Source organism: Methyloglobulus sp. (assembly GCF_964779595.1).
The window spans coordinates 45,123-59,954 of sequence record NZ_CBAROL010000001.1 but is presented as its reverse complement, the minus strand read 5'-3'; the positions used below and the strand labels follow the sequence as shown (position 1 = coordinate 59,954).

The following is a 14,832-nucleotide window of genomic DNA, read 5'->3' as shown; positions in this document are numbered from 1 at the left end:
CTTGAAAAACTATAGTCAGCTAACACAAGGCCTAAGATACCAGATTGAGATATTAAAGAAAGCCGGTAAGAATCAAAAAGCCATAGCGGGGTTGGTTAATGTCTCGCCCAGTACGATATGCCGTGAATTGCAACGCAATACAGGCAAGCGGGGCTATAGGCCCAAACAGGCGCAACGCAAGGCCGAAACCCGAAGGAAACGGGCGGTGAAGCCGTTGAAAATGACATGGGCAGTTATTGATTTGATTGAGGCTAAGCTTGGCATCAACTGGAGTCCTGAACAGGTTTCAGGCTGGTTAAAACAAACACAAGGCATCGCGATTAGTCATGAGCGGATCTATCAGCATATCTGGACAGACAAGTCGGATGGCGGCACGTTGTACCAGCACCTTCGGTACAGCGGCAAGAAACGCAAGCAATACGGTTCTAAGGACAAGCGGGGGCAGATCAGGAACCGGGTCAGTATTGATGACCGTCCACTGATAGTCAGTGAAAAAACCCGCCTTGGCGATTGGCACTGCGGGTTCCCTACCCGCCGCTGCACTTCCTCCATCCCTGGAGGTCGGGAGATAGACACCGTCATCGGTAAACATCATCAAGGCGCATTGGTCACAATAGTTGACTGGGTATCCAAGTTTACCTTAATCAAAAAGGTGACCAGCAAACACGCCGAAGTCGTGACAGAAGCCACCATCACGTTGCTAAGACCTTATTTGGACAAGACCTTGACCATCACCGCAGACAACGGCAAAGAGTTTGCCGGGCATGAAAAAATCAAGGCGGCGCTGGCTGCGGAGGTTTACTTTGCCCACCCTTACAGCTCGTGGGAGCGCGGCCTGAACGAAAGCACCAATGGCTTGATCAGGCAATACTTTACCAAAGGCAGCCGTTTTGAGAACATAACGGACAAAGACGTTGACAACGTGATGGAAAAACTCAACCACCGACCCCAGAAAACCCTGAATTACAGAACACCCCATGCGGTCTTTTTTGCAGATAATTTGCTAGAAGCCGCATGATTACTAAGATTGCACTTCGGAGTTGAATCCGCCCTTTTTAAAGTGTGAACAATTGCACCCCTTAAGGTGAAACTGCATTTTGTATGTTTTGTTGATTTTGTAGAATGGGTGTTGAACTAGCGGGTGGTGAAACTACGTCGTTTTGAACAGCAGGATCAGTTGTTGCTGACGCTTTAGGTGTTTCTAGTGCTGGCGCACCAGCCACTTTAATCAGCCAACCCATTGATGTATAACAACCTAATAATGCTGGAATGCGGACATTAATACGAATAACTTTTCCGGTTAACGCAGCCGGTAATTTTGCCTTAACCTTATGAAAAGTATCAGTACTTTCAACAGTAAATGGAATAGGTTGGTCTTTAGCCAATAATTTTATTTTTTTTACATCTGTCCAGCCGGAGACAATAAAGCTAAAATCCGTCTCAGCTGGCGCTTCCTTTTTTTGCACCCCAATATATTCTGGAAGGGTAAACTCTTGGACTTTCGGGTTTCTACAGATGTCTTTTTTTTTGTCATCTTCGTAAGCATACGCTTCAAAACTGCACAGAGTCACAGTAAGCAACGCTAAAAACTTTATTATGGTGAGTATTTTCATCGTCCATCCTCGGTGTGTGTTGATTTTTGATAATAATTGTTGCCCCAAAATGGGGAGCAAAGCCGCTTTGATTATTTTTCTTTTATGTTGTCTTGTACAATACCAGCAACAGCAATTTTAGCAAGAGAACCACCATTGAGCGAACAAAATCAAGAAAGTCTGAATTATAAAAGTGCCGGAGTCGATATTGCCGCTGGGAGTGCGTTAGTCGAGCGGATTAAACCCATCGCAGCACGAACGCGAACAGCCGGTGTATTAGCAGGGTTGGGCGGCTTTGGCTCCCTGTTTGAACTGCCTTTAGACCGCTACCAAAACCCCATCTTGGTATCCGGTACGGATGGTGTAGGCACAAAATTAAAGTTGGCAGTTGAGTCCGGCATCCACAACACTGTGGGAATTGATTTAGTGGCGATGTGTGTCAACGACATCATCGTGCAGGGCGCAGAACCCTTGTTTTTCCTCGATTATTTTGCCACTGGCAAGTTGGATGTCGATACCGCCGCCGCTGTTATCGAAGGCATAGGTGCGGGTTGCGAACTGGCAGGAGCTGCATTGGTAGGCGGTGAAACCGCTGAAATGCCCGGTATGTACGCCGATGGTGAGTACGATCTCGCCGGATTTTGTGTGGGCATCGTCGAAAAAAGCAAAATAATTGACGGTAGTAAGGTTAAAGTGGGCGATAAGCTCATTGGTATCGCATCATCAGGACCACATTCCAACGGTTATTCCTTAATCCGCAAAATTTTGGAACACAGCAATGCCGCATTATCCGATCCCTTTGAAGACAACACTTTAGGAAAAGCATTGCTTAAACCTACTCGAATTTACGTTAAGTCTTTGTTATCCCTGATAGATCAAGTTCCCGTACACGCTTTAGCCCACATAACGGGTGGCGGCATCACAGAAAACCTGCCTAGGGTATTACCCGAAGGTATTTCGGCACATATCGATCTTGCTGCTTGGGAAGTTCCATCTATTTTCAAATGGTTACAACATAAAGGCAAGGTATCACTCGCTGATATGTTGACGACGTTTAACTGCGGTGTAGGTATGATTGTTGTTGTCGCAGCAGACCACGAAAGTGCCGCACTTAGGTATCTTGAGAAATCAGGGGAAACGGTATTTCCGATGGGTGAACTGCTTGCTTCAGAAGGTAAAGCGCAGGTGATTTATCGGTAACTTTGATAAATACAGCGTGTAACTGTTGATATTATTAGCCGTATTAAAGAGAAGAAACACGAACAAAATAACATTGTTATTCAATCGGTTATAGATTCGCGTTCTATGTAATTGATTTTTATTGTTGCCAAAACCTGCTTCTGAATTGATTAAACTTGTTCGCGTTAAACAAAATCCTGCGCGAGTTTTTGCCCCTGAGTAGATCTAAGCTGACTTCGGCCAAGCAAATTCGGGTATACCTTTGATTGCCGTTTTTTCCATGTGGACGTACTGTAATCCCATCAAAGTTCCACCTTCGCTCAGGTGTTCTACCCAGATCACTTTTATTTCGCCTTCCAGCCCTAGCTGTTTAAATTCAAAAACAGTAACGACTCCTACTTCAACATAAACCGTCTCGGCAAGGCGAATCATAATTCCATCCACAGATACATTAACTGCATTAAATTCAAGGTATTGACCATTGAATAATATGTGTCCAGTCCCAGGCAGGTTTTTCCGATAGGCTTTTCTTTTATACAAAAGGTCATTGACATCATACGCAACGTTCTTGAATTCCAAGGCGAGCAAAATGTGATCGTCTTGCAAATCAACCCTGATAACTTCAACTTCGCCAGCCAAGCGCATATCTGGGAGATATAGATCAATTATTGTTGAGGCTAATAGCGTATTGAAAATACCCTTAATGTCACTTTTGCCGACCTTGCTATTTAATTGAGCAAGAACACCGGTGATGGATATGTTTTTTATAGTGATCGGCTGTTCTTCGCCGGCCAAATAAATCAGACCATTCGTGGTTAAATTTTTCCGATAGGGTCTTAACAGCATTGAACTCATGTAAATCTCCTCGTGGTATCGCAATCCGCGCATGTCCTGTACGGACTTCTAACGCCGTTGTCTTGTCGCATAATCATTACTTATTTTGTAGTTTCCTACAACAGTTATTTAATAATTCAATTTTTAATTTTGAAACAAGCATAGACTGTTTTTACAAAAATGTTATTTCCAGATAGTAACTATATTGGTGAAGTCATCCGTCCACGGTTTGACATCAAAGGTTACTGGAAGTTTTTGCCACAACCCAAGTTGGCTTTGCCTTAATAATTCTAAAGTTTCCGGTTTTTTCGCTAGGACTACCCAATCAGTTGCAACCACTAAGGGAATGTCCTGCTGGGGCTTGAATTCCTGGATCAATCCCGACAATTGCACAGATTTTTCGTGTACCGCCAGCACTTTTTTCAACGCCAAATGGCGATTGGTGATGTGCAATGCCAGGATGCCGTTTGGCTTGATTTTGTCAAAGTAGAGCTTGATGGCTTCCTGGGTCAGCAAATGGGTCGGGATAGAGTCCGAACTAAAAGCATCGACCACGAACAAGTCAAACTTGTGGTCAGGCTCTTTTTCTAATGACAAGCGGGCATCGCCCACCGTCATCGTCATTTTCGGATTGCACTGGCTGATAAAGGTAAAGTAAGTTGGGTTGCTGGCAACATCGACGACCAGCGGATCCAACTCATAAAACGTCCAGTTTTGCTGGGGCTTGGTGTAGCAAGACAGTGTTCCTGCGCCCAATCCGATGATGCCGACGACCCAGTTATCGTTAACTTTGTCGTATTCGCTGAAAAGCTGGCCGATAGGCCCTTGGTGGCTGAAGTACGTGGACGGCGTGCGTGAATCTTTGTCCGCCAAGCGTTGAGCACCGTGTTTGGTGGTGCCATGGTAGAATTCGCGGTATTTTTCGGGCTGACCTTGCTCATTGGTCAACATGCTTTCGCGGACGGACAATACGCCAAAGAAAGTCCGCTCCTGGTATAAGGTGTGCGACAGCAAGCCATGCAAGCCAAAGGTAAAGAAGATGAGAATGCCCGTCAGCACGGCCAGCGTGACCGGTTGCGCCCTGAACGAATAGGTCAAGCCTGCCAGCAGGATCAGGCCAACGCCGATAGTGTCCAGGTATTGCGGCAAATCATCGATACTGAAAAATAGACCTAATCCGACAATCAATAGCAGAACAGGAAAGATCAATTGCATTAACCATTCTTTCCTATTGCGGACAGAATCTACCAAGCCAGGACGTAGCAACAGCGCGGCGATTATCATCAAAGGATATTCGTAGACGGCATTAAAAATAAAGGGTGCGACGAAGGTGTTAAACATCCCGCCCAACATGCCGGCAAATGACATGATTAAATAATAGGTGGTCAAGTGCCTGGTATTGGGCCTAAGTCTGGCGAGTTCGCCATGGCACACCATCACCGCCAGGAAGAATGCGGTCAAATGCAAACCCAAATCCACCCAATAAGGCAATACCGCCGGATTGATGAAGGAGAACGCAATAAATGGCAGCAACACGATGGGTTGCAACGTGACCATTAACGGATGGACTTTATCGTGCCATTTTGAAAACACGATAATGAAGGTGAGCAAGTAAACCGTCAGCGGAATGATCCACAACAACGGCACAGAGGCGATGTCCGTACTGATGAACGTGGTCAAACCCAGCAATAAGCTGGATGGTACGAATGCCAGTGCCAGCCAGTGCAGTTTGGTGGTTAAGCTGAGTTCGTCGTCTTGAGTAGCGGGTTCTTCGACTGCTTCCTTTGCTTGCTGGGCTTTCCATAAAATGAAAGCACACGCTGCGATCAACAGGCAAAGCACCAGAAAGCCCATGCTCCAATCCGATTTCTGGTTAGCCAGGCCAATATTCGGTTCGACCACAAAAGGATAACTCAGTAAAGCAATCAAACTGCCGATGTTGCTGGCGGCATACAGATAATAAGGGTCGTCACTGGTGTGATGACCGACATTGGCAAACCATTTTTGGATCAACGGCGCAGTCGTGGAAACCACGAAAAACGGCAAGCCGATTGAAAGAAACAACACACCAAGCAGCCAAAACGTCGGATTGTTTTCAGTTGGCGGTGAAACACTTTCAGGCAAACCGACAGGCAATGCCAAAAAGCTAACCAAAATGACGGCAATATGCACCAGGATTTGCTTATGCTGGTTGAGCCGAGTAGAGAGGAAATGGGCATACAAATAGCCGAGGAATAAAATGCTTTGATAAAACACCATGCAGGTGTTCCAGACGGCAGGCGAGCCACCCAGTAACGGCAACAAAATCTTGCCGAACATGGGTTGCAGCACAAACATTAATGCCGCACTGATGAATAAGGTTCCCGCAAATAAAAAAATCAGAAATAAACTGCGGTCGGTTTTGGTGTTGGCTGGCGAATTCATTGTTATTATTCTAGGTTTAGCTGGGTTTAATCTTATCTAACTTGTTAATCGCTCTATGATAAACCATTTACCTAGCCTTGCGGCACTCGAAAATCACCAAGCAATAAAAAAGGCGGATTATCCGCCTTTTTTGACTGCTATATTGAATGTAAACTGAGTTATAAGAAACCGAAAAACGCCGCTAACGCTTTTATTTCGTCTTCCGAAAGGTTTCCAGCTATTGCTTGCATGGCTCCATTTATTCTTGAGCCGCTTTTGTAATCGGTCAATTGTTTAGTCAGATAATCAGGATGCTGCCCAGCCAATCTTGGAAATTCGCCGTTGCCCTCGCCAGATGTGCCATGACAACCTAAACAGACTGCGGCCTTATCCTTGCCTTTCTGCACTAACGCAGGGTCACCGCCAGCCTTCGCTGGTTGTTGGACGGCAAAATAAGCCCCGTAGTTGTTGATGTCTTCCACTGTCAACTTACTGGTTTGCGCTTGCATCACCGCATTTTTGCGCTCGCCTGACTTATACGCCTTGAGTTGATTCACGATATAAACCGATTGCTGCGCCGCCAAGCTAGGCCATTGGGCATCGCCGCTCTTGCCCTTATCACCGTGGCACACGAAGCAGGTAGCCGCTTTTTGCTCCACCGATGTCAACTCGTTCGCCGAGACTTGCATTGCCCAATAACAGGCCAAAAATAGCGAGAAAGTAAACGCTTGCCTAAAAAAGTGCATGGGTCACCTCAGAAAAATTAATACGAAGGCTATTAGGAGCTTCTTGTAGCGTTATCTTAACGTTAACAACAAGCTGATTCGTAAAATATGATTATAATTCGGCTCTTAATATACAGCCAAATGTGATGAAAGATAATGAAAACTTCACCAAACTGCCATGAATAAGCCCAATCTTTCAGAAAATAGACACCCCGTACCAAGCATAGGTGTTGGCGGTGTGCTGCTCAACAGTCATCAACAGGTCTTATTGATTAAACGCAACCAAGCCCCAGCGAAGGGCTTGTGGTCACTTCCCGGCGGCAGGTTAGAGCCTGGAGAATCCTTGGTTGAGGCTTGCAAACGCGAGTTCCATGAAGAAACCAACCTGGATGTCGAGGTAAAGCATATCGTCGCCGTTGTTGATAGGCGATTAGAAGGCTTCCATTACGTGATTATCGATTATTGGGTTACGTTAGTTGATGAACATAGATGTGTGCCTACAGCGCAAAGTGATGTCGCGGAAGCCAAGTGGATCAACTTAGATGATCTCGGTTTGTATGATGTGGTCGTAGGCTTAACTGAGATTATTCTGAGTACCTATCAATCTCAAGCACAAGGTAGTTTAGTGGGTTTGCATGATGTTGATTTAACGGGTACGGATTTTTTAGTGCCTCAGAAAACTGAAAACACCTTGTAGAGTATTGCTTGGTTCTCATGAGCTTTAAGGCTAGAATGCCATTAGACCAATTCCGGTAACTGACTGGATGACGGCTTTTTAACCAACCGAAAGGAAGACCTGATATGAGCCTGAATTACACCGAAGAAGAATTGAATTTGCTGGCTAACACCCCTCACATCATTGGTGCGGCGATGGCGTTTGCAGGTAGCAGTGGGCTATTCGGGACTGGAAAGGAGATGTTCACCAACGCCCAGGCCGTTATGTCTGGCATCAAAGATTATCCCAATAACGCGCTGATTCAGACCATACTGCCCGATGCTAAGGGTAATGCGTCCGCAGCTATGGACAAAATGAAAAAGGTGCGTGACTGGGGTGTGGCACGCATGAAAGCCAAAGGTGTTGATTCTGCTCAGAAATTTCAATCCGAAGCCGTGGAAGATTGCAAAGCAGTAGCAGCGTTGTTGGCTACCAAGGCAACGCCACAAGACGCAACAGAATATAAGCAATGGGCGATGTCAATTGCTGAAAAAGTCGCAATGGCAACTACCGAGGGCGGTTTCTTGGGCTTTGGCGGTGAGCGTTTTAGCACCAATGAAAAGCAGTTATTTGGTGAGATTGAAAAAGCGATGGGGACACAGAGCTTGTTAGCTTAATGTTCCTTTTTTAGGTCAAAAGCGAGTAGCCTCGATACCATTACATCGCTTCGAGACTACCCGCCAAGATTAAAACAACCCCGTTATCTTCCCATCATCATCAATATCAATCCGCTCCGCCGCAGGCTGTTTAGGCAAGCCCGGCATCGTCATCATGTCACCGGCAATCGCGACAATAAACCCGGCGCCATTTGCCAGCCTGACTTCGCTGATTTCGACGGTATGCCCTGACGGTGCGCCTTTCAGGTTGGGATTGGTGGAAAATGACATTTGGGTTTTTGCAATGCACACGGGGAATTTGCCATAGCTTTCATCCCAGGTTTTAAGTTGGGCTTGAATTTTGGCGCTGGCGGAAATACCGGATGCGCCGTAAAGTTTGGTTGCTATGGTCGCTATTTTGTCCCACGAGCTGATGTTTTCATCGTACACATAGGTACAGCCGGGTTCACGTTGATCGACGAGATTCACGATTTCTTTGGCGAGGTTTTCTGCACCCGCCCCGCCTTCAGCCCAATGTTTGGAGACGACGCAATTTGCACCCAACTCAGCGCACTTGGCTTTGAGCAGGTTAATTTCTGCTTCGGTATCGAAGGTGAAATGGTTGACGCACACGACGCATGGCAAGCCGTAATGCTTGGTAATGTTGTTATAGTGACGCTCCAGGTTTTCAAAACCTAAGTCCAACGCAGACAGGTTTTCCTGGTTTAAATCTTCCTTGTTTACACCGCCGTGGAATTTTAGAGCCCGTACTGTAGCCACTAACACGACAGCTGATGGTTTTAAACCTGCCATCCGGCATTTTATGTCGATAAATTTTTCCGCCCCCAAATCCGCACCAAAACCGGCTTCTGTCACTACGTAATCAGCAAGCTTTAACGCGGTTTTTGTCGCGGTGACGGTGTTGCAGCCGTGGGCGATATTGGCAAACGGGCCGCCATGTATGATGGCGATGTTATTTTCCAGCGTTTGCACCAAGTTCGGCTTGATCGCGTCTTTTAACAAGGCCGCCATTGCGCCGTGGGCATTGAGGTCGTGGGCATAAATGGGCGTTTTGCCGTCGGCTTTATAAGCAATGACGATGCGACCCAGGCGTTCTTTCAAATCAGCGCGGCTGGTTGCCAAACAAAGAATCGCCATGACTTCAGAGGCGACCACAATGTCAAAACCATCTTCCCGCGAATAGCCATTTCCAGTGCCACCCAAGCCGATGATGATCTTCCGTAATGCGCGGTCATTCATATCCACTACGCGTTTCCATTGGATACGGCGCGGATCAATGCCGAGCGCGTTGCCTTGCGTGATATGGTTGTCGATTAAGGCCGCTAACAGGTTATGCGCCACACCTATCGCATGAAAATCACCCGTAAAATGCAGGTTGATGTCTTCCATCGGCACGACTTGGGAATACCCGCCACCCGCTGCGCCGCCCTTCATGCCAAAACAAGGCCCCAAGGAAGGTTCACGCAAGCACATGATGGCGTTTTTGCCGATCCGGTTTAAGGCATCGCCCAAGCCCACGGTGGTCGTGGTTTTGCCTTCTCCGGCTGGCGTAGGGCTGATGGCCGTAACAAGAATGAGTTTGCCGTCTTTTTGGTCGGCCAGACTGTTCACGTATTCAAGCGAAAGCTTGGCCTTGTAATGTCCAAACGGATCTAAATGTTCAGCATCAATGCCAAATTTTTCTTTAACAAGACCGATAATCGGTTTCATTTTTGCTTGTTGGGCGATTTCTATGTCAGACATGGTGTTTATTTATGGCTATTCGTAAAAAGTCTATCGTTTCGGTCTCTAAAATTGCTCGCATCAGCTCCGGTTGCAATTCCCTGTAATGCTTGAAAACGTGGTACTGGCATTAACAGTAATCCCTTTGAATTAATGCCTATAACCTCATTTACTTCATGGATCATCACACATTCACCTACAAAGCGGGCTAGATTAACAGGAACAGCATTGCCAATAAATTGTTCCATCTCTGTTTTGTTACCATTCCAAACATAGTTTTCTGGAAATGTTTGAAGACGCGCTCTTTCTAAGGTCGTTAAAGGTCGAACATTTTCAACAGGCACTTCATCATTGGCGTGACCAGGATAGCCTTTAGGTATTGGGCGATTAACTCCACGAATTGTAGGCGAGGGTTCATCTATGGAAAAAACAGCACGTCTGCAATAATTGCGTGGATGTCGATAGTAATGTGACAAGCCCAAATCGTTACCTAAGTACTGCCTTATTGTCATTGGTGATTTTGAGAGTTTTGATTTAATTATTTCCAATAAAAAACCGTCTGACTCATTTCTTTTTCCAATACAAAAAAAGCGTTTCCTCTTTTGTGGTACGCCGCAATAACTGGCATCTAATACTATTTCTGTTAACCCGTAATTTGCATTACAGAAAACTTCTCGCGCTTCTGAATAAGCATCGCTATTTTGCGAACGGTCAACATTTTCCATGATGAACCATTTTGGAAGAATTTTCGCCACGATTTCTGCATAGGCTAAGGTCAAGTTTGCCCTTTTGCCTTCAACTCGTTTCCCAGCATGCGAAAAATCCTGGCAGGGCGGGCCACCTGCAATCAAGTCAATTTCGTAATTAGCGGCAGCATTAACAGTTGTATCAACATCTGAAAGATCAATGTCAAGAGTATCGTGAAGATGGTTCAACCGGTACACGGATAATGCCTGAGTCCAATTATCCATACCTACAATTACGTCAATCCCAGATAATTTCAAGCCAAGAGATAACCCACCCACGCCACAAAACAAATCAATCGCTTTCATTGTCAAGCTCCTCAAATAAATGCTTTGCGGTGAAATAAATTGTTGCGTCGAAGCGTCGCTCTGGACTTAATTTGTCTTGACCGCCGCCTAAAATAATTTCACGTAGTGCTTCTTTAACGACGGCGGGTTTAAGTTTCCTTGGATGATCCATATAACTCCGAGTAATTTTTCCACCCAATGCGAATTCTTTATCAGTTAAATTACCCATTGCGTCCTCTCTGTAAACGCCCATATCAACTTTACCTCGTGTCGATAAATCATATAGCGAATGCGCCAAGCGCGTTGCAGCACGGAGAAATCGTGGTACTTCGTTAGCCTTTTTTGAGGTTTCATGTTTCGCCCTGTCAATAAAAGCCCGACACAACGCAAAGTCGCTCCAAACAAAAACATCGAACGCATGATCTGACAGTTCTGGCGATTTACCTTTGGTTTTCCAAATAGGTTGCATTAGAAAAGGTTTTTGGCGTGAAACGTAAAGAGTCTGGAAGGTATCTAAGCAATCTAGGATGCTATCTTTACGAGATTTGATTTCTGTTGGATTACCCCAGTTCCTAATCGGTTGGCAAACGGGTTCAAACAATTTGCGTAGTTCTGGTAATACATCAATACAGGAATGGGCAATTCCTAACGCAGCATAAGACGTTGTGGCGGCTCTAACTACTAACTCAGAACCCCATCTTGATTCCTCGTCTTCATGCGTACCATCATCAGGCAATACGGTTAGCTTTATTTCCAGTGCCCGCAAAAATTCTTTTTCGTTCTTAACTACCAAGTCGATATTGCCGATGTCCCCATACGCCCATTGTTGATAAGGTTCAAACTTGCTCTCAAATGAAAAGGTTAGTTGTTTGTTCGCCAATTTTGTATTGAAGATTTCATCAAATGAGATTTCTTCAGGTTGAACATGCAATTGATCGAGGGTATCGCCCATCAATTTTAAGTAAACAGCGGGGATGTTTTTATCCCGCATATAACAACATAATGCTGTGGGAAAGGTACTATTGAATTGATTTTTACCCCAAAGATCATCTCCAATACGGTTTGATTTGGTAATTCCGTATAAAGATGGGGGTTGGGTACAATTCATTCCTATTGCTCCAAAATATTACAACGTTTATTCAGCCATAAACCGGAAACCGCTTACACAGCGTCGTTACTTTCTCCCGCACCGCCGTAATTACCTTCTCATCTTCCATATTTTCCATCACGTCGCACATCCAGTGGGCGATTTCAGTGACTTCGGTTTCTTTAAAGCCGCGCGTGGTTGCTGCGGGCGTGCCGACGCGGATGCCGCTGGTGACGAAGGGTGATTGCGGGTCGTTTGGCACGGCGTTTTTGTTGACGGTGATATGGGCTTTACCTAAGGCAGCGTCGGCAGCTTTGCCGGTGATGCCTTTGGGGATTAAGGAAACCAACATAAGATGGTTGTCAGTGCCGCCTGAAACAACATCAAAGCCACGATCCATAAATACCTTCGCCATTGCCTGGGCGTTCTTGATGACTTGTTGTTGATAAGTCTTAAATTCCGGCTGCATGGCTTCTTTGAACGCCACGGCTTTGGCGGCAATAACGTGCATCAACGGGCCACCCTGGATGCCAGGGAAGATGTTGGAATCGAATTTCTTTTCCAGTTCAGGATTGCTTTTGCATAAGATCAAGCCACCGCGAGGGCCGCGCAGGGATTTGTGAGTAGTGGTGGTGACTACATCGGCAATCGGTACGGGATTTGGATAAACACCTGCGGCAATCAAGCCCGCTACATGCGCCATATCGACAAACAAATAAGCGCCAACCTTATCGGCAATCTCGCGGAAACGTTGCCAGTCCCACACGCGTGAATAAGCGGAAAAACCCGCCACTAGCATTTTCGGTTTATGTTCTAGTGCCAAGGCTTCAACTTGGTCGTAATCTATAAAACCAGTTGCTGGATCAAGTCCGTATTGCACGGCGTTGTAAATTTTGCCGGAGAAATTGGGTTTTGCGCCGTGGGTTAAATGACCGCCGTGCGCCAAACTTAAGCCCAAAATGGTATCGCCTGGTTGTACCAACGCCATATATACGGCCATGTTTGCGCCTGAACCGGAGTGCGGTTGTACGTTGGCATAATCTGCACCGAATAAGGCTTTGGCGCGGTCGATGGCTAATTGCTCTGCCTTATCGACAAATTCACAGCCACCATAATAGCGTTTTCCTGGATAACCTTCCGCATATTTATTGGTTAATAACGTGCCTTGCGCTTCCAGCACTCTGGGGCTGGCGTAATTTTCAGACGCAATCAGCTCGATATGATCTTCCTGGCGTTGTTTTTCTTCTTCAATCGCGTGGAATAATTCATCATCGAATTCGGCAATGGTCATGGATTTGTTAAACATGTTTTCTCCTGAAATAAATTTTGTGGTGTCTGAGTTTACGGCTAATGTTGATGGCTTAAAAATATGGATTCTTTCTCCCTTAGGGAGAAGCTTGGGATGAGGGGATTTAACTAGGCTTTTCCCCTATGCGTATTCTCCTCACCCAACTCTCTCGGCAACTGATCCTGCGTTGCCCTACTTACCTACATCCATGTAGGCATCCCTCTGGATAGGGCTTTCATCCTTTAATTCTACAGAATTAGTTTACGATTGGAACGGTTGAATAAGCAGTATCTGCAAATCAGCCACATTCGTACCCGTTGCACCCGTCATCAATAAATCTTGCGAACTTTTTAGCGCGGTATAGGCATCGTTGTTGTAGAGCAGCTCGGTTGGATTTACGCCTGCTTTCAGCATTCGTTGTATTGTACCCGAATCTACCATTCCTCCGGCAGCATCCGTTGGGCCATCGCGGCCATCTGTGCCGCCGCTTAGGAAGACCCAGTTTCCTTGCAACCCTTGTTCTTGCGCTTGGATGGCGAAGGCAAGCGCCATTTCTTGGTTACGCCCACCACGGCCATTGCCTTTGAGGGTAACTGTGGTTTCGCCCCCTGCTAGTAGCGCAATCGGTCGGTTTCCTGCTGTACTCAAATGGGCAAGGGCGAAGTACACGAGTTTTCCGGCCTCATCTCGTGCTTCGCCACACAGGTTATCGCCGTAAAGGATCGCATCAAAACCTTGCTCTTGCGCCGCTTTCATGATGGCTTTTACACTGAGGGTGTTGCTGCCTATTAAGGTATGGCTGGTTTTGGCAAAACAAGCATCGTTAGGTTTTGCAGTTTCCTTGACTTCGCCTTGCTGTCCACTTTCCAGGTAATCGCGTACAATGGACGACACCTTATGCCAGATGTCTTTGGCTTTTAATAGGTCAATCGCATCATCAAACGTTGTTTCATCCGGCACGGTTGAGCCGCTGGCGATAGCCGACAAATCATCACCGATGACATCGGACAAAATCAGGGCATGACAATCGGCAGGTGCAATCATCTGTACCAAGCCGCCGCCTTTTAACTGGGACAGGTGCTTACGGACGCAATTGACCTGGTTAATGGTTGCACCGGAAGCAAGCAACAAATCGGTCGTGCGGATTTTATCCGGCAAACTTACCGGATCAACCGGATAAGGTATCAGGGCAGAACCGCCGCCGCTGACCAAAACCAAGACCAATTCACCTACTTTAGCATCTTGCGCTATCTCGGCGCACCGTCTGGCAGCATTGAAGCCCGCGTCATCAGGCAAAGGATGCCCAGCGCCAATGACGTTAACGCCAGGAACAGGTTTTACATTTTCGTAATTGGTGACGGCAATCGCCTGTCCCGATAAATAATGGGCTGGGATAGTGTCGATAGCGGCTTTAATCATCGGGCAAGCCGCTTTGCCAAAGGCAATCAGGTGGGTTTTATTCCATCGCCCTGTTCGCTTATCACTGTTCTTATTCAGCAGGATTTGTAACTGGTTATCGTCAGCTATCAGGCATCGCCTGACTGCCTGATAAGGATCAGCAGCGGCAACACCCGCCTGAAAAATGTTGAACGCGGACTTTCTCAGGTTAGGGATAGATGAGTGGGCGGAAACATTCACC

The 14,832-nt window shown here is 46.4% G+C and carries 13 protein-coding genes; 4 read left to right on the top strand and 9 right to left on the bottom strand.

All coding sequences use genetic code 11. The features are described 5' to 3' along the window. The first annotated feature begins 1 nt into the window (after position 1). On the top strand, positions 2-1,018 hold the full coding sequence (locus tag AC1YY3_RS00290; RefSeq protein ID WP_481824300.1) for an IS30 family transposase: 1,017 nt from the start codon (positions 2-4) through the stop codon (positions 1,016-1,018). A 61-nt stretch (positions 1,019-1,079) separates the two neighbouring features. Here the strand turns inward: AC1YY3_RS00290 and AC1YY3_RS00285 are convergent, their stop codons facing one another. Further along, a complete protein-coding gene (locus tag AC1YY3_RS00285; RefSeq protein WP_481824299.1) occupies positions 1,080-1,613 on the bottom strand; it encodes a hypothetical protein in 534 nt (177 codons plus the stop codon). Between the two features lie 135 nt (positions 1,614-1,748). Here AC1YY3_RS00285 and purM point away from each other — a divergent pair, with 135 nt between their 5' ends. After that, a complete protein-coding gene (gene purM / locus AC1YY3_RS00280) occupies positions 1,749-2,792 on the top strand; it encodes a phosphoribosylformylglycinamidine cyclo-ligase (RefSeq protein ID WP_481824298.1) in 1,044 nt (347 codons plus the stop codon). Between the two features lie 204 nt (positions 2,793-2,996). Here purM and AC1YY3_RS00275 read toward each other — a convergent pair whose 3' ends face one another. From AC1YY3_RS00275 to AC1YY3_RS00265, 3 genes are all read right to left on the bottom strand, one after another. Beyond that, complete coding sequence (locus tag AC1YY3_RS00275; protein ID WP_481824297.1) at positions 2,997-3,626, bottom strand: PilZ domain-containing protein; 630 nt, start codon at positions 3,624-3,626, stop codon at positions 2,997-2,999. Positions 3,627-3,788: 162 nt separating this feature from the next. Next, positions 3,789-6,029 (bottom strand): fused MFS/spermidine synthase, encoded by a 2,241-nt coding sequence (locus tag AC1YY3_RS00270; RefSeq protein WP_481824296.1) that lies wholly within the window; start codon positions 6,027-6,029, stop codon positions 3,789-3,791. 158 nt (positions 6,030-6,187) lie between these two features. Then, positions 6,188-6,754, bottom strand: a complete 567-nt coding sequence (locus AC1YY3_RS00265; protein ID WP_481824295.1) for a c-type cytochrome — start codon at positions 6,752-6,754, stop codon at positions 6,188-6,190. Between the two features lie 157 nt (positions 6,755-6,911). Between AC1YY3_RS00265 and AC1YY3_RS00260 the strand changes: the two genes are divergently transcribed. Continuing rightward, a complete protein-coding gene (locus tag AC1YY3_RS00260) occupies positions 6,912-7,430 on the top strand; it encodes an NUDIX hydrolase (protein ID WP_482194231.1) in 519 nt (172 codons plus the stop codon). Between the two features lie 104 nt (positions 7,431-7,534). Continuing rightward, positions 7,535-8,065, top strand: a complete 531-nt coding sequence (locus AC1YY3_RS00255) for a hypothetical protein (RefSeq protein ID WP_481824293.1) — start codon at positions 7,535-7,537, stop codon at positions 8,063-8,065. 69 nt (positions 8,066-8,134) lie between these two features. Here the strand turns inward: AC1YY3_RS00255 and AC1YY3_RS00250 are convergent, their stop codons facing one another. The 5 genes from AC1YY3_RS00250 to AC1YY3_RS00230 all read right to left on the bottom strand — a co-directional run bounded on the left by AC1YY3_RS00250 (position 8,135) and on the right by AC1YY3_RS00230 (position 14,831). Beyond that, positions 8,135-9,808 (bottom strand): formate--tetrahydrofolate ligase, encoded by a 1,674-nt coding sequence (locus AC1YY3_RS00250; protein WP_481824292.1) that lies wholly within the window; start codon positions 9,806-9,808, stop codon positions 8,135-8,137. Between the two features lie 5 nt (positions 9,809-9,813). After that, positions 9,814-10,839: a DNA cytosine methyltransferase gene (locus AC1YY3_RS00245; RefSeq protein ID WP_481824291.1), complete on the bottom strand. Its 1,026-nt coding sequence runs from the start codon at positions 10,837-10,839 to the stop codon at positions 9,814-9,816. Next, positions 10,826-11,926: a HindVP family restriction endonuclease gene (locus AC1YY3_RS00240; protein ID WP_481824290.1), complete on the bottom strand. Its 1,101-nt coding sequence runs from the start codon at positions 11,924-11,926 to the stop codon at positions 10,826-10,828. Before AC1YY3_RS00240 ends, AC1YY3_RS00245 begins: the two co-directional genes overlap by 14 nt. 31 nt (positions 11,927-11,957) lie before the next feature. After that, the gene (glyA, locus tag AC1YY3_RS00235) at positions 11,958-13,211 is read right to left on the bottom strand and encodes a serine hydroxymethyltransferase (RefSeq protein WP_481824289.1); all 1,254 of its coding nucleotides are present in this window, start codon (positions 13,209-13,211) and stop codon (positions 11,958-11,960) included. Between the two features lie 243 nt (positions 13,212-13,454). Next, the gene (locus AC1YY3_RS00230; protein WP_481824288.1) at positions 13,455-14,831 is read right to left on the bottom strand and encodes a glycerate kinase type-2 family protein; all 1,377 of its coding nucleotides are present in this window, start codon (positions 14,829-14,831) and stop codon (positions 13,455-13,457) included. Between the last annotated feature and the right edge of the window lies 1 nt (position 14,832).

Coding starts and splice junctions, on each gene's coding strand:
- AC1YY3_RS00285 (WP_481824299.1), bottom strand. CDS start 1,613: ATGAAAATACTCACCATAATAAAGTTTTTAGCGTTGCTTACTGTGACT.
- AC1YY3_RS00275 (WP_481824297.1), bottom strand. CDS start 3,626: ATGAGTTCAATGCTGTTAAGACCCTATCGGAAAAATTTAACCACGAAT.
- AC1YY3_RS00270 (WP_481824296.1), bottom strand. CDS start 6,029: ATGAATTCGCCAGCCAACACCAAAACCGACCGCAGTTTATTTCTGATT.
- AC1YY3_RS00265 (WP_481824295.1), bottom strand. CDS start 6,754: ATGCACTTTTTTAGGCAAGCGTTTACTTTCTCGCTATTTTTGGCCTGT.
- AC1YY3_RS00260 (WP_482194231.1), top strand. CDS start 6,912: ATGAATAAGCCCAATCTTTCAGAAAATAGACACCCCGTACCAAGCATA.
- AC1YY3_RS00255 (WP_481824293.1), top strand. CDS start 7,535: ATGAGCCTGAATTACACCGAAGAAGAATTGAATTTGCTGGCTAACACC.
- AC1YY3_RS00250 (WP_481824292.1), bottom strand. CDS start 9,808: ATGTCTGACATAGAAATCGCCCAACAAGCAAAAATGAAACCGATTATC.
- AC1YY3_RS00245 (WP_481824291.1), bottom strand. CDS start 10,839: ATGAAAGCGATTGATTTGTTTTGTGGCGTGGGTGGGTTATCTCTTGGC.
- AC1YY3_RS00240 (WP_481824290.1), bottom strand. CDS start 11,926: ATGAATTGTACCCAACCCCCATCTTTATACGGAATTACCAAATCAAAC.
- glyA (WP_481824289.1), bottom strand. CDS start 13,211: ATGTTTAACAAATCCATGACCATTGCCGAATTCGATGATGAATTATTC.